This is a genomic window from Streptomyces sp. NPDC101776 (genome assembly GCF_044766845.1).
Taxonomy (GTDB): Bacteria; Actinomycetota; Actinomycetes; order Streptomycetales; family Streptomycetaceae; genus Streptomyces.
In genome coordinates, this window is the sequence record NZ_JBIWMV010000013.1 from 127,741 (window position 1) to 145,558 (window position 17,818).

Sequence of the window (17,818 nt, forward strand, 5' to 3'; positions counted from 1 at the left end):
GAGAGGCAAGGAACCCCCGACATGAGCAACCCGTTCGAGAACCCCGACGGCGTCTACTCCGTTCTCGTCAACGACGAGGGCCAGCACAGTCTTTGGCCCGAGTTCGTGGACGTGCCGGCGGGCTGGACGGTCGCGTACGGACCGGCCGGACGGCAGGAGTGCCTCGACCACATCGAGACCAACTGGACGGACATGAGGCCCAAGAGCCTGGTCGACGGGGTCTGAGCACGCGAAAGGGGGGCGGGTCCGAACTCTCGGACCCGCCCCCCTTTCGCGTACCCGTGGATCAGGAAGCGGGCTGCTCCACCTTCGTCGACGTCTTGCCGTCGACAGCCGCCGCGAGCTGCGGCACCAGCCGGTCCAGGACGTAGGGGATGCTCAACACCGTGGAAAGGGATACGGCGTTGCCGTAGTCGCTGGTCTCCTTGATGAAGACCTCGCGGCCCTGCTTCACCACGTTCAGATCGCCGTAGATCTTGTCGTCGTGGAGCTTGGTGACGGCCGTGGTGGTGTCCGGCACGATCCACACCGCGACCTTCTGGTCCAGCAGGTCGTAGCGCTCCTTGCTGATGTTCGCGCCGAACGTGTCGCCGATGACCTTGTCGAGGCCCGTCGGGAGCTTGAAGCCCAGGTCGGAGAGGAGCCGCGAGCGCGGGTCCTGGCTGCCGTAGACGAACACGCCCTCGTACGGGGTGGCCATGACGGCCGTCGCCTCGGCGAAGGCGGGGTTGGCCTTCTTGGCCGCGTCGAACTTGGCCTGGACGCCCGACACCAGGGTCTTGGCCTCGTCGGCCTTGCCGAGCGCCTGGCCGATCTCCTCGGTCTGCTGCTGCCACGGCACGCCGTAGTCGTTGTAGGCCTTCGGCTGGGCGACGACCGGCGCGAACTGCGACAGGCTCTGGTACTGCGCCTTGGTCAGGCCCGAGTACACGGCGAGGATCAGATCGGGCTTCAGGGCGGCGATCTTCTCCACCTGCGGACCGGTGCCGGTGTCCTTCAGGACGGTCGGCGCCGCCGAAGTGCCCAGCTTGTCCGTGGCCCAGGGGCCGATCGCACCCTTGTAGCCGCCGAGCCACTCGGTCGTACCGACCGGCACCTTGCCCAGGGCGAGGACGGCGTCCTGGTCGGTGAGACCGACGGTGACGATCCGCTTGGGCTCGGACTTGATCGTCGTACTGCCGAACTTGTGGGCGATCGTCACGGGGAAGGCGTCCGCGGAGGCCTTCGAGTCGGACCCCGACGTCTCTGAAGAGGTCGATGTGGAATCGGAGTCGGAGGAACCGCAGCCGACCGCCGTGACGGCCAGCAGGAGTACGGAGGCGAGCAGGCCGGACAGCCGGGCAGCTCTGGTGGCGCGGGGCATCGGATGATCCTTCTGTTCGTCGCGACGGGTCGGCGGGGGGTGACAGGTATTCAGTGCGGGGGGTTAGTGGGCTTCGGGAGCGGCCTCGGTGGAGCGGCTGCCGGACCAGGCGTGCCACAGGGCGGCGTACTGGCCCTGGGCGATGAGGAGTTCGTCGTGCGTGCCGCTCTCCACGACCCGGCCTTCGCTCAGCACGACGACCCGGTCCGCGGACGCGGCCTGACTGAGCCGGTGCGCCACGACCAGTGCGGTACGGCCGCGCAGGGCCTGCTCGGCGGCCTCGTCGAGCTGCCGGGCGCCCGAACTGCCCGCCTCCGCCGTGGCCTCGTCGAGCACGACGACCGGGGGATCGGCCAACAGGAGCCGGGCCAGGGCGAGTTGTTGCGCCCGGTCGGCGGTCAGCCGATGACCACCGTCGCCGACGACCGTCTCCAGCCCCTCCGGCAACGCCTCCGCCCAGCCGAGCGCGCCCACCGTGGCGAGCGCTTCCCGGAGTTCCTCGTCATGCGCGTCCGGCCGGGCCAGCCGCAGATCCTCGGCGAGCGGCCCGGCGAAGACATGCACCTCCTGCGTGACGAGCCCGACCAACTGCCCGGCCTCGTCCGGCTCGGCGCCGCCGACCTCGATCCGGCCCGACTGCGGGCGGTGCAGCCCCGCGACCAGTTTGGCCAGGGTCGTCTTGCCCGCACCGGTCGTACCGACCAGCGCGACCCGCTCCTTGGGCCGGATCTCCAGGTCCACGTCGTGCAGCACCGGGCGGCCCGGCACATAGGAGTGGGAGACACCGGTGAGCGTCACGGCCGGGGGCCCGGCGGCGGTCGTACGGTCGTCCGAGCGGTCGGCGACCACCGGCGCGGGTTCGTCCACGACCCCAACGAGCCGTGCGAGTCCGGCCGTTGCCGACTGGGCGTCGTCGAGCAGCACCAGCGCGGTGTTGACCGGACCGAAGAGACTGGCGAAGTACAGGGCGGCGGCGGTGGCGGTACCGACCGAGGCGGAACCGTCACGCACCAGCAGATACCCGGTGACCAGGACGGCGGACAGCCCCAGATACTCGGCGATGTGCAGCCGACTGTAGAAGCGGAGCATCAACTGCACACCGCTCATGGTCAGTTCGACCGCCGAGCGCGAGCGCTCGGTGACCCGCCGCGAGTGGCCCTTCTGCAGGCGGTACGCCCGCACGGTCCGCGCCCCGCCGATGGTGTCCAGCAACTGCTGCTGCTGGGTACCGGTGGCGATGCGCTCCTTGGCGTACAGGGGAACGGCGTTGCGCACATACCAGCGGGCGGTGTGCGCCTGTATCGGCACCGCGATCAGCGCCGCCAGCAGGAACCGCCAGTCCAGCAGTGCGAGCGCGCCCAGCGTCAGCACGATCGACAGCGCGGACCGCGCCAGCTCGGGCAAGGCCCCGCGCACGGCGTCGGCGACCCGCGAAACGTCGCGTGTGACACGGGCGTTGAGATCACCGGACCCCGCCTTCTCCACCCGGTCCAGCGGAAGCGACAAGGCTCGCTCGACGAACAGTTCACGCAGTCGCGCGAGCGCGGTCTCGCCGAGCCGTGACACCAGGGACATGCCCAGCGCGGTGGTCACACCCTGGACCACGGCGACTCCGGCCAAGGCGACCACGGGAAACGTGAGCGCGTCGGGGGAGCGGCGCTCGGTGACGATGTCCACGATGTGGCCCAGCAGCGGTTGGGTGAGCAGTCCGACGGCCGTGGCGAGCACCATCAGCCCGAAGCCGGCGGCGGCCAACCCGCGCTGCGGACGCAGCAGTTCACGAACGGCGGCACGGGTGCGGGCCGGGGTCGCGGTGGGGAGCAGGGCACGGTCGGAGTCCGTCGTCCGTATGTCGTCCGTCGTCATGCCAGCACCGCCGTCCGGTAGGTCGCGTCGGTTCGTACGAGATCCGCGTGGGTGCCCTCGGCGCCGACGCGGCCCGCGTCGAGGAGGATCACGTGGTCGGTGACGGCGAGCAGGGCGGGGCTGTTGGTCACCACGATCGTGGTGCGGCCCTGCCGGAACTCGCGCAGACCGCTCGCGATACGGGCCTCGGTCACGGTGTCGACGGCCGTGGTCGGATCGTGCACGACCAGGACGGGCGGCGCGGCACGCAACGCCCGCGCCAGCAGCACGCGTTGACGCTGCCCGCCCGAGAGGGAGCGGCCGCCTTCACCGACGTCGGTCGCGGTCCCGTGCGGCAGGGACTCGGCCACTTCGTCGGCACGGGCGGCGGCCATGGCGCGCTCGGTGAGGCGGGAGTCCGTGGTGAGGGGATCGGCGTCCCCATCCTGGGAGTCGGCCCGCGAGCCGCTCCGCGCATCGCCCTCCGAGTCGCTCTCCGGCGTCACGTTCTCCGCCAACGAGCCCTCGAACAGCGCCGCGTCATGGGCGGCGACCAGTACGGCCGCCCGAAGTCCCGCCGGATCGAGCCGAGTCAGCGCCACGCCGTCCAGCTCGACCGAGCCGGACTCCGGGTCGGTCTCCCGCCCGAGGCAGCGCAACAGGGCCTCGGCGCCGGCCGGGTCCGTCACCGCGATGCCGGTCAACCGCCCGGCGGGCAGGTCGAGATCGACGCCGTCGAGCCCACCGAGCCGTACACCACGCAGCCGTAGCGCGCCGCGAACGGGCTCGGCGACAGCCTCGTCCCCGTCGACGACGGCGGGCCCGGTGGCGAGTACCTCCGCGACCCGCGCGGCCGAGGCGCGGCCCTGCGCCAGCTCGGCGTTGACCCAGGCGAAGGTCTCCAACGGCCCGAGCAGGAACAGCGCGAGCCCGACCGCGGACACCAACTGGCCCAGGGTCATCGACCCGTCGAGGGCCAGCCGGCCGCCCACGAGGGCGATCAGCGCGATGAACCCACCGGTGAGCGCGAGCACAAGGCCCGTCTGCCAGGACTGGGCACGTGCCGAACGCAGCGTGGCGGCAAGGGAGATGCGACTCGTCCGCCGGTACCGCTCGACGGCGGCCTGCTGCGCGCCGAGCCCCTTGAGGACCCGCAGCCCGGCCACCAGGTCGGCGGCGACGCCCGACGCGTGGGCGGCCCGGTCCTGCTCGGCCTCGCTGCGCCGCTCCAGCGGCTTGCTCAGCAGATGCCCCAGCCACAGCAGCACGGGCGTGCCCAGCAGCACGATCAACCCGAGTGTCACGGAGGTCAGCAGCAGTGCGACGGCGCTCACGGTGACGCCTGCGAGCGCCCAAATCCCGCTCATCAGCGCCATGTTGACGGCGCCGACGCGCTTGGCGTCCTCGGTGGCGACATTGGCCAGCTCACCGGGCAGCCGCCCCTCCTCGGCGCCGCCGCGGGCGTCCAGCACCCGTTCCACGATCGCCAACCGGAGTGTGTGCGCGGCCTCTTCGGCGCCGCGCTCACCGGCTTTCGCGCCCAGCCGGAAACTCCACGACAGCGTCACGTACATGACGGCCAGTACGCCGAGCCAGAGCGCGAGCCGCCCCGCGTTCCGACCGGCGACGGCCTGGTCGATGACGACACCGATGAGCACCGGCACCAGGGCTTCCCCCAGTTGGTGCACGCATCCGAGCGCCGAGCCGAGCGCGACGCGCCGTATCTGTCCCTTGACCGAGCGCGCCAGGACGTCCCGTCCCGACAGTTCCCCTGCTCCCACCAGCCACCCTCCGGAAACCGGCCAACTTAGGCAAGGCTACTCTAAGTGAATCGCGGGTGGTCGATGCCTTTTCTGCCCGCCCGACAGGTAACGGACCGGTTCCGATGCGCGGTCGACCGAGGGGCGTTGCCGTCCTGAGCCGGGCGGTAGGCTTCCGGAGTGCGCCTGTTTCCACTTCCACGGCGCACGCCGGCACGACAGGCAGTCCGCGAATCCGGGAGGACCGGCGTTGCACATCCAGGAATGGCTCGACTCGGTTCCGGCGGTGGCCGTCTACGCCGTGGTGGCACTCGTCATCGGGGTGGAGAGCCTGGGCATCCCGCTGCCGGGTGAGATCGTCCTGGTCTCGGCGGCCCTGCTCTCCTCCCAGCACTCCGGCATCAACCCGTTCGTCCTCGGCGCCTGCGCCAGCCTGGGTGCCGTCATCGGCGACTCCATCGGCTACGCGATCGGCCGCAAGGGCGGACGTCCGCTGCTCGCCTGGCTGGCGAACAAGTTCCCCAGACACTTCAGCGAGGGCCATGTGGCCACCGCGGAACGGTCCTTCGAGAAGTGGGGCATGTGGGCCGTCTTCTTCGGCCGCTTCATCGCCCTCCTCCGCATCTTCGCGGGCCCCCTCGCGGGCGTACTCCGCATGCCCTACTGGAAGTTCCTGATCGCCAACGTCCTGGGCGGAATCATCTGGGCCGGCGGCACCACAGCGGTCGTCTACTACGTAGGCATCGTCGCCGAGGACTGGCTCAAGCGCTTCTCGTACTTCGGCCTGGCGGCAGCGGTCCTGGTAGGCCTGGCTTCAATGCTGCTGGTAAGGCGCAAGGCAAAGAAGATGTCGGCCGAGAAGAACGAACCGGAACCGGCAATCGCCGCCGACTGAGGCGCCCCAAAGGGGCGCGGGGAACGGCGCGACCAGCCACAACGAACCGGCACTCGCAAACGGTCTACTCGTGCACCCCCTTATGCGCCTTGGCCAACTCCGCGTACATCGTCCCGTTAAGGGTCAACCCCTCCCGCTCCTCATCGCTGAGCGAACGCCGCACCTTCGCAGGCACCCCGGCGACCAGCGACCCCGGCGGCACAACCATCCCCTGCGGCACCAACGCCTGCGCGGCAACAAGCGAACCCGCCCCAATCACCGCCCCGTTGAGAACGGTCGCCCCCATCCCGACAAGACAGTCGTCCTCTACGGTCGCCCCGTGCACCACCGCGTTGTGCCCCACGGAAACCCGCTCCCCGACCCGAACCGGAAACCCCGGATCCGCATGCAACGTGCAGTTGTCCTGAACATTGCTGCGCGCCCCCACCGAGATCCCCTCGACGTCCCCCCGCAACACCGCCCCGTACCAGACACTGGCCCCCGCCGCGAGCGTCACATCCCCGATCACGGACGCCGTAGGAGCCACGAACGCGTCCTCATCGACCCGAGGTTCCCTACCGCCGATACCGATGATCAACGCCCTGTGCGTCATGAAGCCCTCCAAGCTGTGGCAGACACCCCGCACCGTACGACACCGGTAGGGCGAAGATCACAGCGGCCGACCCCCATCGCCGCACCCGCCGCTGAGTACCGTGAGCGGGTGCCCAAGCGCAAGAACACGTTCTCAGAATGGCCGCGCCACCTCGCGCAGCGCGCCGTCCACGCGGGCTGGGCCTGGGTGCAGCGCACGGGTTCGGTGACGGCCAAGAACCCCGGCCGTTTCCACTTCGGCTCGATCGGCGAAGCCACCCGGCTCGCGTTCCCCCTGGGCACCGTGTTCGGCGAACCGTGGATCCACCTCGGCGCCCACTGCATCGTCGGCGAACAGGTCACTCTCACCGCGGGCCTGATGCCCGACCTCGATCTCGGCCCGGACCCCATCCTGCGCCTGGGCGACGGCGTGGTCCTCGGCCGCGGCAGCCATGTCATCGCCGACACGACGGTCAGCATCGGCAGCGACTGCTACTTCGGCCCGTACGTCTACGTCACCTCCACCAACCATTCCTACGACGACCCGCACGAGCCCATCGGCAAGCAGTGGCCCCGCATGGAACCCGTCGAGATCGGCCCCGGCTGCTGGATCGGCACCGGCGCGGTGATCCTGCCGGGCGCGCGGATCGGCCGGAACGTGGTGGTGGCGGCCGGTGCGGTGGTGCGCGGCACGGTGCCCGACCACTCCGTGGTGGCGGGGGCACCCGCACGGGTCGTACGCCGCTGGACGCCCACCGAAGGCTGGCAGCCCCCGCTCCGCACCCCGGCACCTGTGCCGATCCCCGCGGATGTGACCCCGGATCAACTCCGCGCCCTCGCGGACCTGGACGAGGCGGGCGCGGCACGTCTCGCCGAACTCGACGAGACCGCACTCGCCCACCTCGCGGAACTCGACGCGGAAGCCTGAACCGCCGCTCCTAGTCAGCCCGCCGCCCCTCGTCAACTGGCCGTCCCCTTCAGCCCGTCGCCAGCAACAACGTCCCCACCAGCGCCAGCCCTGCCCCCGCCGCCTGGATCGCCCGCAGCCGCTCACTCAGAAATCCGCGCGCGGCCAGCGAGGTGACCACCGGATACAGCGACGCGAGCACCGCCGCCACCGTCACCGGACCGTGCTGCGCGGCGACCGAGTACGTCCCGTTGGCCGCCACATCGGCCAGCCCCACGAAGGCCAGCGCCGGCAGCGAACCCCACGGGAACCCGCCCTCCGGAAGCGCGACCCCGCCCCGCCGCGCGGAGACGTACAGCGAGGCACCCCCCGTGGCCACGCTCGTCACGCGCTGCACGAACAGCGCGAGGAAGAGGCCGGTCACGCTGCTGGACGCCTCCGTGATCAGGGCGAACACCGTGCCGAAGCCGAGCGCGGCGATCAGCGTCAGCAGGATGGTCTGCCGTTGTACGGGCGCGCCCCGCAGTTGCGGACCGCCCGCGAGGACGACCCCGGTGACGGCGACCGCGATCCCCGCCACCTGCAACAGGCCGGGCCGCTCCCCGAGGAACAGCCCCACGCCGACCGGTACGGCCACGCTCAGTGTCGCGAGCGGTGAGACGACGCCCATCGGGCCCAGCGCGAGCGCCTTGTAGAAGGAGAGGAGGGCGATCGGCCCCACCAGTCCCGCCGCGAACGCGAACCACAACCGGGGTCCGGCCTCGCTCCAGCCCCCGGTGGCCACCACGATCACGCCGAGCACGGCCGCCGCGATCCCCTGTGAGACCACGACCACCGTCAGCGCCGGGGTCCGCCGGGTCAGCAGGCCGCCGCCGAAGTCGGCCAGTCCCCACAGGAGGCTGGTGGCCAGGGCGAAGAATGCTGTCACGGGGTGCCTCGCAGTACAGTTCGGTGAACAATCGGGTGCACCACACCGTAGTTCTCTGTATTGCACCCTGTCATTCACAATATTGAACTGAAGGTATGGACGGAACGTGTCGGACCTCGACCTGCTGACCCAGTCCCTGGCTCGTAACGTCAAGCACTGGCGCACGGTGCGCGGCTTCACCCTGGACGTGCTCGCCGCCCGGGCCGCCGTCAGCCGGGGCATGCTCATCCAGATCGAGCAGGCCCGCACCAATCCGAGCATCGGCACGGTCGTCAAGATCGGCGACGCCCTCGGCATCAGCATCACCACCCTGCTCGACTACGAACAGGGCCCGAAGGTCCGCGTCGTCCCCGCCGACCGTGCCGTACGGCTCTGGCACACCGAAGCCGGCAGCTACAACCGGCTTCTTGCCGGCACTGAGGCCCCCGGACCGCTGGAGATGTGGGACTGGCGGCTGATGCCGGGAGAGAGCAGCCCCTCCGAGCCCCACCCCACCGGCACGGTCGAACTGCTGCATGTCATCACCGGCGAGCTGACCCTCACAGTGGACGGCGAGGACCACCGCGTCCCGGCCGGCGCGAGCGCCGCCTTCGAGGCCAACACCCCGCACACGTACGGCAATCAGGGCGACGAGCCGATGGAGATGGTGATGGCGGTGTCGGTACCGCCCGTGCCCGGGACACCTCGTGAGCAGCCGCAGTAGGACTGTTCGGGACGCCCCGTGAGCAGCCGCCGTACGACTGTTAGCGTGCCGTCATGCGCGCACCCATCGGACACTTCGACCACGCCACCCCCGCCCCCGACTGCCTCGACGAACTGATCCGCCCGGTCGCCGACGCCGTGCGCGCCTGGCGTGGCGGCGTCCCGGCCGAGCAGTTCGTCTATGTCGACACCGACCCCGAGTGGGCCGACACCGCCACCTTCGTCGAGCACTACGGCCGTGAGCTGCTGGAGCGGTCGGCGAACTGTGTGGTCGTGGCCGGGAAGCGCGGCGGCGAGACCACGCTGGCCGCCTGTGTGGTCCTGTCCACCACCCGCGCCGACGTCAACGGCGTGGTCCGCCGCCAACTCGGCGCCCGCAAGGCCTCGTTCGCGTCGATGGACACGGCCACGGGCGAGAGCGGCATGGAGTACGGCGGCATCACCCCGGTCGGACTCCCCGCCGACTGGCCGGTGTTGGTGGACCCGGCCGTCGTCGACCTGCCGTACGTCCTGGTCGGCAGCGGACGCCGGCGCGGCAAACTCCTCGTCCCGGGCAAGGCGTTCGCGGAACTGCCGGGCGCGGTGGTGCTCGAAGGTCTCGGGGTCGCCTGAGCCTGATCTCAGGCCATGCGGTGACTCGAAGGACCCGGGGTCGCCTGATCTCACGCCATGGCGTGGTGGTGGGCCAACTCCACGTGCGGGTCCGCCTCACCCGGCACCGGCGCCGGGTCCGCGTGCACCAGGGCCGCCGTCAGCCGAGGCACCGCGTGCAGCAACGCGTGTTCCGCCGCCACGGCGACGGCGTGGGCCTGCCGTACCGTCGCCTCCCCGTCCACCACCACCGCGACCTCCGCGCGCAGCCGGTGTCCGATCCAGCGCAGCCTCAACTCGCCCACTCCGCGCACCCCTTCGACCTCCCGCACGGCGTGCTCGGCGCGGTCCACCAGGTCTGGATCGACGGCGTCCATCACCCGCCGGAACACCTCGCGTGCCGCGTCCCGCAGCACCAGCGCGATCGCGGCCGTGATCGCCAACCCCACGATCGGGTCGGCGAGTTGCCACCCCAGCGCCGAACCGCCGGCTCCGAGCAGCACGGCCAGCGACGTGAACCCGTCCGTACGGGCGTGGAGTCCGTCGGCGACCAGTGCGGCCGAACCGATCTCCCGGCCGACCCGCATCCGGTACCGGGCCACCCACTCGTTGCCGACGAACCCGACGAGTGCCGCGACGGCGACCACCGGGACGTGGCTCACGGGACGCGGATCGAGCAGCCGGTCCACCGCCGCCCAGGCCGCGAAGGCGGCGGACGCGGCGATCGTCAGCACGATCGCGATACCGGCGAGGTCCTCGGCCCGCCCGTAGCCGTACGTGAAGCGCCGGTTGGCGGCCCGGCGGCCGAGTACGAACGCGATGCCGAGCGGTACGGCGGTCAGCGCGTCCGCCGCGTTGTGCACGGTGTCCCCGAGCAGCGCGACCGACCCGGACACGACCACGACGACCGCCTGCACCAGCGCGGTCACCCCGAGCACCGCGAGCGAGACCCAGAGCGCGCGCATGCCGCGGGCCGAGGACTCCAGCGCGGAGTCGAGTTTGTCGGCGGTCTCGTGGGAGTGGGGGGTGAAGAGGTGGGCGAGGCGGTGCCGGACGCCCTTGGGGGAGTGGTGATGGTGCTCGTGGTGGTGGTCGCTCACGTGCGTCCCCTTCCGGTGTGTGGGTGGACGGAACGCGTCCACGGAGCCATTATGTGCGTATGAGCGCACGCATGCACCTATCATCTGCGCACGATGCGCATCCGCGCACCCCCGGCGAGGAACAGTTCGCGCTGGCGGCCGAACTCCTGGCCCTGCTCGGCGACCGCACCCGCCTGACCCTCCTGCACGCGCTGACGTCGGGAGAGTCGGACGTCAGAACCCTCACGGAGGCATGCGACGCGGCCCGCCCCGCCGTCAGCCAGCACCTGGCACGGCTGCGTCTCGCGGGTCTGGTGACCACGCGCAAGGAGGGCCGCCGGGTGATCTACGCGTTGAGCGACGGTCATCTACGACGGCTCGTCGACGAGGCGTTGAACGTGGCGGACCACCGGCTCACCGACCGCCCGCCGCACGACTGACGGTCCGTCAGTTCGCCGGGTCCTTGCCCAGGTACGACTCCGCGAACGCGAGCCCGGCGGACGGGGACGCGAAGACGCGGCGCAGTCGGGCGAGGGTGGTGCCCGCGCGGTACGGGTCGCCGGACGAGGTGCCGTGGTACACCTCGGAGAGCCACTGGGAGAACTCCTGGTACTCCCACACGCGGCTCAGACAGGCCTCCGAATAGCCGCTCAGGCCCGTCGAGTCGCCCTTCGTGGCGTGCGCGACGAGCGCGTCACCGAGCAGGAAGGCGTCGTGCAGGGCGAGGTTCATGCCCTTCGCGGCGATGGGCGCGGTGAGATGGGCCGCGTCGCCGGCGAGGTAGAGCCGGCCGAACACCATTGGTTCGACCACGTAGTTGTGCATGTCGAGCACGCGCTTCTCGATCAGCGGGCCCTCGGTCAGCGGCGGGGCGCCGGTCGCGGCGAGCCGGTGCTGGAGCTCGGCCCAGACCCGTTCGTGCGGCCAGTTGTCGGGGTCGTCCCCGGGCGGGCACTCCAGGTAGTAGCGGGTGACCTCCGGACTGCGCGCCATGTGCCCGGCGAAGCCGCGCGGATGGACACCGAACACCACACAGTCGGAGGACGGCGGCGCCTCCGCCAGCAGCGCGAGCCAACCGATGCCGTAGTCGTGCCGCGCTGTCCGGGCCCGCTCCGGCGGCAACGCGGCCCGGGTCACCCCGCGCGCGCCGTCGCAGCCCGCCACGAAGTCGCAGTGCACGAGCCGCCGTTGACCGCTCTCCGGGTCGGTGTACGACACCGCCGGGCGCTCGGTGTCCAGGTCGTGCAACTGGACGTCCTGGACGCCGAAACGGATCGCGCCGCCCCGCACGTCCGCGTACTCCCGCACCAGGTCCGTGACGAGCAACGGCTGCGGGTAGACGTAGTGGTGATGCCTCGTCAGTTCGGTGTACGACAGCCGGTGCCGCCGCCCGCCGAATCGGAACTCGCACTGGGTGTGCCGCTGTGCCCGCTCCAACAGGCCGACGGCGAGGCCCCGTTGCTCCAGCCCGCGGACGGCCCACTCCTCGATGACCCCGGCCCGGGGCCGCTGTTCGATGAACTCACGGGTCTCCGTCTCCAGCACCAGGCAGTCGAGCCCGGCCGCGCGCAGGATGTTGCCGATGGTGAGCCCGGCGGGACCGGCGCCCACGATCACCACCGAACGGTGGTCCGGGGACGGGGAGTTGAGGTGGGGGGAGGTGGAGGTCACGGCACCATTATGACGGTGTCCGGACAGCCGAGAACCGGCCGCCTGGAGGGCGGCCGGTTCGGATTCCGGTGGGAAGGCGGCGAGTCAGTGCGCGGGTGCGTCCGTGATCACGACCTCGTCGATGCTGCGCTCGATGTCCTCGGGCCGCGACGCGGTCGCCTTGGCCCAGTAGTAGATGCCGAGGGAGAAGACCGTGACGACCGCGATGTCCCACCACAGCGCGATGTGGCCCTGACCGCCGAAGGTGCCCTGCCACGAGATGATTCCCAGGCCCAGCAGGTAGACCGGCAGCCACTGCGCGGCCTTCCAGTCCAGCCGGGGCGCGTCGGGCCGGCCGTTCACCGTGGCGTACCAGGCGTAGCCGCCGAGCAGCAGATAGCCGAGGACGATGGCGACGCCGAGCCGCCACAGGGTGTCCCAGCCGGCCCAGTAGATGATGAGGTTGGCCACCACGAACGACAGCGGCGAGAGCACCTTGCCGAAGGGGAGGCGGTAAGGGCGCTCCAGTTGGGGGAGCCGGTCGGAGAACACGCCGTAGGCCAGTGGGGCGCCGGCGTACATCAGGACGCTCGCCGAGGTGATGAAACCGACCAGCTCCTGCCAGCTCGGGAACGGCAGGAAGCAGACCACGCCGGTCACGAAGGAGATGATCAGGCCGAACCACGGCACGCCGCGCTTGTCGGTGTCGGCGAAGACCTTCGGCGCGTAGCCGTTCTTGGCGAGGCCGTAGGAGACGCGCGAGGTGGCGGTGGTGTAGATCAGGCCGGTGCCACCGGGGGAGATCACGGCGTCGATGTACAGCACGACGCTCAGCCAGCCGAGGCCCACCACGGTCGCGAGGCCCGCCCAGGGGCCGCTGATACCGGCGTACTTCAGGTGCTCCCAGCCGTGTGCGAAGGAACTGCCCGGGAGGGCGCCGATGAACACGACCTGGAGCAGGACGTAGATGGTCGCGCCGATGGCCACGGAGCCGAGGGTCGCCCGCGGCAGGTCCCGCTTGGGGTCGCGGCTCTCGCCGGCGAGCTGGATGGCCTGCTCGAAGCCCAGCAGGGCGAAGATGATGCCGCTGGAACTGATCGCGCTCAGCACGCCCTTGGCCCCGAACGGCGCGAAGCCGTGCGAGGTGAAGTTGCCGGGGTGGAAGTTGCCGACCGCGATGATGAAGATCGCGGCGAGCGGCACGGCGATCTTCCACCAGGTCGCGGCGCTGTTGGTGTGCGCCAGGACCCGGACGCCCAGGAAGTTGACGACGACGAAGACGGCCATGAGGAGGACGGCGACGAGGATGCCGCTGCCCGTCAGCGTCCCGTCGGCGTGCTGGAAGCCGGTCGCCCACGACCAGTGACCGGCGTAGCCGATCATCGCCTCGACCTCGACCGGCGCCACGGTGGCCGCCTGCAGCCAGGAGAACCAGCCGAAGGACATACCGGCCAGGCCGCCGAAGGCGTAGTGAGGGTAACGTGCCGTGCCTCCCGCGACCGGGAACATACCGCCGAGTTCCGCGTGCACCAGGGCCAGCAGGACGATCGCGACCGTGCCGATCAACCACGAGATGATCGCCGCCGGACCGGCCACCACCACGGCCTTCTCCGCGCCGTACAGCCACCCCGACCCGATGATCGACCCCACCGAGGCCCACATCAGCCCGATCAGGCCGACGTCCCGCCGCAGGCCGCTCGGATCTCTGGTGGCCTCGGGGACGAGCTTGTCCACACTCACCATGTCAAGGGCCCTCTCGAAGTCAGCACGCATGCTTAACGCGCAAGGGGCCTCAGGCTAGGAATGAATGAATTCTTACAGAAGTCCGTTGCCTGAAATTTGACTCGTCTTCGAGGTGTTCTTTGACATGCTCACAGGCTTCTTACGGTGCCTTCACGGAATGTCAGCCGGAGCTGCGACCGAGCCTCGGGATCTCGATCGCCGGGCAGTGGTCCATCACCATGTCCAGGCCCGCCGCCCGGGTCCGTTCGTACGCGGACTCGTCGATCACGTCGAGCTGGAACCAGACGGCCTTCGCACCCTTGGCGACCGCCTCGTCGGCGACCTGGCCTGCGAGGTTGCTGTTGACGAAGACATCGACGACGTCCACCTCGAAGGGGATGTCCGCGAGCGAGGCGTACCCCTGCTCGCCGTGCACGGTCTCGGCCTTGGGGTGGACGGGCACGACCCGCTTGCCGAAGCGTCGCAGCACCTCCGCGACGCCGTACGCCGCGCGGGACCGGTTCGAGGACAGGCCCACGACCGCCCAGGTGTCACCGGACTCGGTGAGGATCTTGCGGATCGTTGCTGAGTCGCCGTACATGCTCGGCCTCCTTGGGAATCACGCGCCCGCTGCTGCCTGCGACAACAGCGGGCGGCGTGCCGTGATTCCTCAGTCCGAGACCACGGAGGTGTTGAGGCCCTTGTCGTAGTGGTTGCGGGCGATCTTGATGTCCGAGCTGCCGTGGAAGACGAACAGCGGTGAGGTGTACGGCGGTTGGTCCGCCGTGGTCAGGCGGCGGACCGTGTTGCCGGTGAACGTGAAGCCGCCGACGCTCTTGGCGTTGACGACCGTCACATCGCCGATGTCGAAGGAGTTGTGCTCGACCTTGATGTCGCGGTGCACGGGGTGCGCGGGGTCGACGACCTGGTTGGTCGGTTCCACGAAGATGACCGGGCCGCTGGGCCGGGTGAAGGAGTTGTCGCGGATCGTGAGGTCGGCGACCGGGCCGGACTCGTACCACTGGTAGGCGTCGGCCGAGACGTAGACGCTGGCCATCGACATCGCGTCGAAGCTGTTGCCGGCGATCAGGACGGGCTTGCGGGTGGTGACCAGGATTCCGCGCGTCGGCACATTGCGGAACGTGTTGCCGGTGATCGCGACCGACGGGGTGGCCGTGATGTTCTCGACGACCGTGCCGCCGATCTGGACCCCGGCCGGGACCGGCCGGTCGAAGGAAACGGTCATCGTGGTCAGGGACTTGGAGTGGTCCATGCCGCTGGGCCCGTCGACCGCCGTCACCTTCGCGTGCGCCGGTGTCAGCGAGTTCATCGTCCGCTTGTCGGTGAACTCGACCTCGTCACCCGGGGCGAACTGCGGGAACCCGGCGGTCTGCGGGTGCTCGTAGGAGAGGGCGAGGGTCGACGGGCCGGGCTGTCCCACGACCTCCAGGTAGGTGCCGTGGATGTTGATCGGGTCGTCGTGCGGGCCGTCGAAGAGGCTCCGGGTGACGGAGACCTTTCCCTTGACGCCGGACATCTGCACGAAGTCCGCGAACGAGGCCGTCGAGCGGCCGGACTTCGGATCGGGCGCGAAGTTCACCCTGTCGATGGAGATGTTCTCGCTGAACTGGCCCACCACACCGAAGGATTGGAGGTAGTAGGCGTTCATCGAGCGCATCGTGACGTTCTTGGACTGCCAGATGAAGGCGCCCGGTTCGGTCCGCTCGATCAGCCGCATCTGGTAGACGAGCCCGGCGTCCGTCGGCCGCGTCGCGGTGGAGTAGTCGATCCGGATCCGGCGGTCGCCGAGGTCGGTGACCGAGGAGACGTCGTTGAACAGCGGGTTGTCCCCGCGCCAGGTCTTCTGCGCCTTCGGGTCGTGGATCTGGGTGTACTGGAGCCCGTCCTGGCCCGACCAGTACGGCTGTCCGGTGGCCGGGCTCTTCTCGCCGAGCCAGGTGATGTGCGTGCCGTTCACCTGGTAGGGGCTGCCGGCCGGGATCTTCAGGACGCGGTAGGCGTGCCCGTCGGTGACACCGGCGGTGGCGACGGTCGCGTCGATGACCTCGGGGGCCGCGTAGTCGAACGAGAAGTTCTGGAACGTCACATTCGTCGAGCGGATCGACGCGAACGCCGTCTGGAGACCGTGGAAGACGAGCTTCGCCCCGCCGCCGTCCACGGTGACGTCGTGCATGTCCTCGATCAGCAGCCCGATCTTCTTGTCGCGGTAACGCTGGTCCGCGCCAACGGTGTTGGAGACATACAGCTCACGCGTCTCGGCCCGCTCGGGGTAGAGCTGATAGGTCCCCTTGGAGAAGACGATCCGCACCGGCCGGCCGTGATCGACCTTCTTGGTGTGCCGCAGCGCCGCGACCACGGCGGGCGTCGAGTCCGTCCGTCCGGTCGGGTCGGCGCCGTACGCGTCCACGTCGACCACCGCGACCGGCGTCGCTCGCTGCGCCGCGGCGACAGGGCCGCCGCCGCCCACGAGCAGCGCGAGCGCCACCCCGACAAACACGAACCGAGACCGAGACATAGCCCCTCCGGAGCATTCATGAGTCGCCAAATACCCGATGAATAAAAGGAGTTACAGCCGGTTCATGCCGGTTGGATCTCCGACTGGAGTGTCCATAGATCCGACCTCTGGGTCAATGGTTCGGACGAGCAAGGGAGTTCAGCCCTTCGGTGCCCTCGTGCTCGCGCGGATCACCAGCTCGGGGTCGAAGAGGAGCTCGCCGACGGGGACGTCACGGTTGCCGACCAGAGCGAGAACACTGCGGCCCGCCTCCGAGGCCAGCCGGTCGGCGGGCTGCCGGACCGTGGTGAGCGGCGGGTCCACGAAGTCCATGATCATCGAGCCGTCGTAGCCGACCACCGACACATCCCCCGGCACGTCGTACCCCTGCCGGCGCGCGCCGCGGATCGCGCCCAGCGCTATGTAGTCGCTGGCCGCGACGACCGCCGTGGCACCCCGGCCGAGCAGCGAGATCGCGGCGGACTGCCCGCCCTCGACGGTGTACGACTGCCGGACCACCCACTGCTCCGGGTCCTCGACACCCCGTCTGGCCAGCGAGGCGACGAAGCCGCTGACCCGGCGGTCGGCCGGACGGTTGCCGACCGGGCCCGAGGCCATGCCGATCCGGCGGTGGCCGAGCCGGTGCAGATGGTCGACCGCGAGTTCGGCGGCGAGCAGGTCGTCGGTGGAGAAGACCGGCGCCTCGCTCACCCCCTCGAACCGGCCGTTGATCCCGACGAACGGGATCCTCCGGGACCGCAGCAGTTCGTACGCCGCCGGGTCCGCGCCCTCGATCGTGTTGCTGGCCGAGAGGAACACGACGGCCGCGACGCCCCGGTCGGCGAGCGAGGTCACGAAGTCCAACTCCTGTACCCCGCCCGGGAAACACGGGCACAGGACCGTCTTCAGACCGTGCGGGGCGAGGACGGACTCGATGCGTTCGGCTACATCGGCGAAGAACGGGTTGGAGACCAACTCGGTGACCACCGCGACGAGTTGGCCCCGCGTCTGCCGCTCGTACCCCAGCTCGGCCATCGCCTGCTCGACCGCCTCGCGGGTCTTGCGGGACACGCCCTGGCGCCGGTTGATGACCCGGCTGACCGTGGCCTCGCTCACCTGCGCCCGGTCCGCGACCTCGGTGATACCGACCTTCATCCGCTTTCCTCCGCCCCGGTGCTTCCCTCCATCCCGACTTGCAACGAATGGATGAAAGCTTTCAGTTCAACCTCCCACGCAACATAGCAGCGAGACTGCGTGTCTTCCATGTTTCTCGCGCATGACCATTGAATCG

17 protein-coding genes are annotated in these 17,818 nt (G+C 70.1%); 6 read left to right on the forward strand and 11 right to left on the reverse strand.

Annotated elements, in window-relative coordinates; genetic code table 11:
• The first annotated feature begins 21 nt into the window (after positions 1 to 21).
• Positions 22 to 225: an MbtH family protein gene (locus ACIRRY_RS32840; RefSeq protein ID WP_200679010.1), complete on the forward strand. Its 204-nt coding sequence runs from the start codon at positions 22 to 24 to the stop codon at positions 223 to 225.
• Between the two features lie 61 nt (positions 226 to 286).
• On the opposite strand, the gene ACIRRY_RS32845 is transcribed toward ACIRRY_RS32840, so the two are convergent.
• From ACIRRY_RS32845 to ACIRRY_RS32855, 3 genes are all read right to left on the reverse strand, one after another.
• Positions 287 to 1,363: an iron-siderophore ABC transporter substrate-binding protein gene (locus tag ACIRRY_RS32845; RefSeq protein ID WP_403979878.1), complete on the reverse strand. Its 1,077-nt coding sequence runs from the start codon at positions 1,361 to 1,363 to the stop codon at positions 287 to 289.
• A gap of 63 nt (positions 1,364 to 1,426) precedes the next feature.
• A complete protein-coding gene (locus tag ACIRRY_RS32850; RefSeq protein WP_403979881.1) occupies positions 1,427 to 3,229 on the reverse strand; it encodes an ABC transporter ATP-binding protein in 1,803 nt (600 codons plus the stop codon).
• The gene (locus ACIRRY_RS32855) at positions 3,226 to 4,989 is read right to left on the reverse strand and encodes an ABC transporter ATP-binding protein (RefSeq protein WP_403979883.1); all 1,764 of its coding nucleotides are present in this window, start codon (positions 4,987 to 4,989) and stop codon (positions 3,226 to 3,228) included. Before ACIRRY_RS32855 ends, ACIRRY_RS32850 begins: the two co-directional genes overlap by 4 nt.
• Before the next feature lie 229 nt (positions 4,990 to 5,218).
• Here ACIRRY_RS32855 and ACIRRY_RS32860 point away from each other — a divergent pair, with 229 nt between their 5' ends.
• Complete coding sequence (locus ACIRRY_RS32860; RefSeq protein ID WP_403979886.1) at positions 5,219 to 5,863, forward strand: DedA family protein; 645 nt, start codon at positions 5,219 to 5,221, stop codon at positions 5,861 to 5,863.
• A gap of 64 nt (positions 5,864 to 5,927) precedes the next feature.
• Here the strand turns inward: ACIRRY_RS32860 and ACIRRY_RS32865 are convergent, their stop codons facing one another.
• Entirely contained in the window at positions 5,928 to 6,455 is a 528-nt protein-coding gene (locus ACIRRY_RS32865; protein ID WP_403979889.1) for a gamma carbonic anhydrase family protein, read from the reverse strand.
• 108 nt (positions 6,456 to 6,563) lie between these two features.
• Between ACIRRY_RS32865 and ACIRRY_RS32870 the strand changes: the two genes are divergently transcribed.
• Complete coding sequence (locus ACIRRY_RS32870; RefSeq protein WP_403979892.1) at positions 6,564 to 7,361, forward strand: acyltransferase; 798 nt, start codon at positions 6,564 to 6,566, stop codon at positions 7,359 to 7,361.
• A 49-nt stretch (positions 7,362 to 7,410) separates the two neighbouring features.
• Here ACIRRY_RS32870 and ACIRRY_RS32875 read toward each other — a convergent pair whose 3' ends face one another.
• Positions 7,411 to 8,268 (reverse strand): EamA family transporter, encoded by an 858-nt coding sequence (locus ACIRRY_RS32875; RefSeq protein WP_403979895.1) that lies wholly within the window; start codon positions 8,266 to 8,268, stop codon positions 7,411 to 7,413.
• A 106-nt stretch (positions 8,269 to 8,374) separates the two neighbouring features.
• On the opposite strand from ACIRRY_RS32875, the gene ACIRRY_RS32880 reads away from it, so the two are divergent.
• Both ACIRRY_RS32880 and ACIRRY_RS32885 read left to right on the forward strand, forming a co-directional pair.
• A complete protein-coding gene (locus tag ACIRRY_RS32880; protein ID WP_403979898.1) occupies positions 8,375 to 8,971 on the forward strand; it encodes a helix-turn-helix domain-containing protein in 597 nt (198 codons plus the stop codon).
• 53 nt (positions 8,972 to 9,024) lie between these two features.
• Complete coding sequence (locus ACIRRY_RS32885; RefSeq protein WP_403979901.1) at positions 9,025 to 9,582, forward strand: YbaK/EbsC family protein; 558 nt, start codon at positions 9,025 to 9,027, stop codon at positions 9,580 to 9,582.
• A 50-nt stretch (positions 9,583 to 9,632) separates the two neighbouring features.
• Here ACIRRY_RS32885 and ACIRRY_RS32890 read toward each other — a convergent pair whose 3' ends face one another.
• On the reverse strand, positions 9,633 to 10,661 hold the full coding sequence (locus tag ACIRRY_RS32890) for a cation diffusion facilitator family transporter (protein ID WP_403979904.1): 1,029 nt from the start codon (positions 10,659 to 10,661) through the stop codon (positions 9,633 to 9,635).
• Positions 10,662 to 10,720: 59 nt separating this feature from the next.
• Here ACIRRY_RS32890 and ACIRRY_RS32895 point away from each other — a divergent pair, with 59 nt between their 5' ends.
• Complete coding sequence (locus tag ACIRRY_RS32895; RefSeq protein WP_403979906.1) at positions 10,721 to 11,080, forward strand: ArsR/SmtB family transcription factor; 360 nt, start codon at positions 10,721 to 10,723, stop codon at positions 11,078 to 11,080.
• 7 nt (positions 11,081 to 11,087) lie between these two features.
• On the opposite strand, the gene ACIRRY_RS32900 is transcribed toward ACIRRY_RS32895, so the two are convergent.
• The 5 genes from ACIRRY_RS32900 to ACIRRY_RS32920 all read right to left on the reverse strand — a co-directional run bounded on the left by ACIRRY_RS32900 (position 11,088) and on the right by ACIRRY_RS32920 (position 17,682).
• Positions 11,088 to 12,311, reverse strand: a complete 1,224-nt coding sequence (locus ACIRRY_RS32900) for a 4-hydroxybenzoate 3-monooxygenase (RefSeq protein ID WP_403979908.1) — start codon at positions 12,309 to 12,311, stop codon at positions 11,088 to 11,090.
• Between the two features lie 84 nt (positions 12,312 to 12,395).
• Positions 12,396 to 14,033: an APC family permease gene (locus ACIRRY_RS32905; RefSeq protein ID WP_403979910.1), complete on the reverse strand. Its 1,638-nt coding sequence runs from the start codon at positions 14,031 to 14,033 to the stop codon at positions 12,396 to 12,398.
• 160 nt (positions 14,034 to 14,193) lie between these two features.
• Entirely contained in the window at positions 14,194 to 14,613 is a 420-nt protein-coding gene (locus tag ACIRRY_RS32910; protein ID WP_403979912.1) for a CoA-binding protein, read from the reverse strand.
• Positions 14,614 to 14,682: 69 nt separating this feature from the next.
• Entirely contained in the window at positions 14,683 to 16,548 is a 1,866-nt protein-coding gene (locus tag ACIRRY_RS32915) for a right-handed parallel beta-helix repeat-containing protein (RefSeq protein WP_403979914.1), read from the reverse strand.
• Positions 16,549 to 16,686: 138 nt separating this feature from the next.
• Positions 16,687 to 17,682, reverse strand: coding sequence for a LacI family DNA-binding transcriptional regulator (locus ACIRRY_RS32920; protein ID WP_403979916.1), 996 nt, complete (start codon positions 17,680 to 17,682; stop codon positions 16,687 to 16,689).
• Between the last annotated feature and the right edge of the window lie 136 nt (positions 17,683 to 17,818).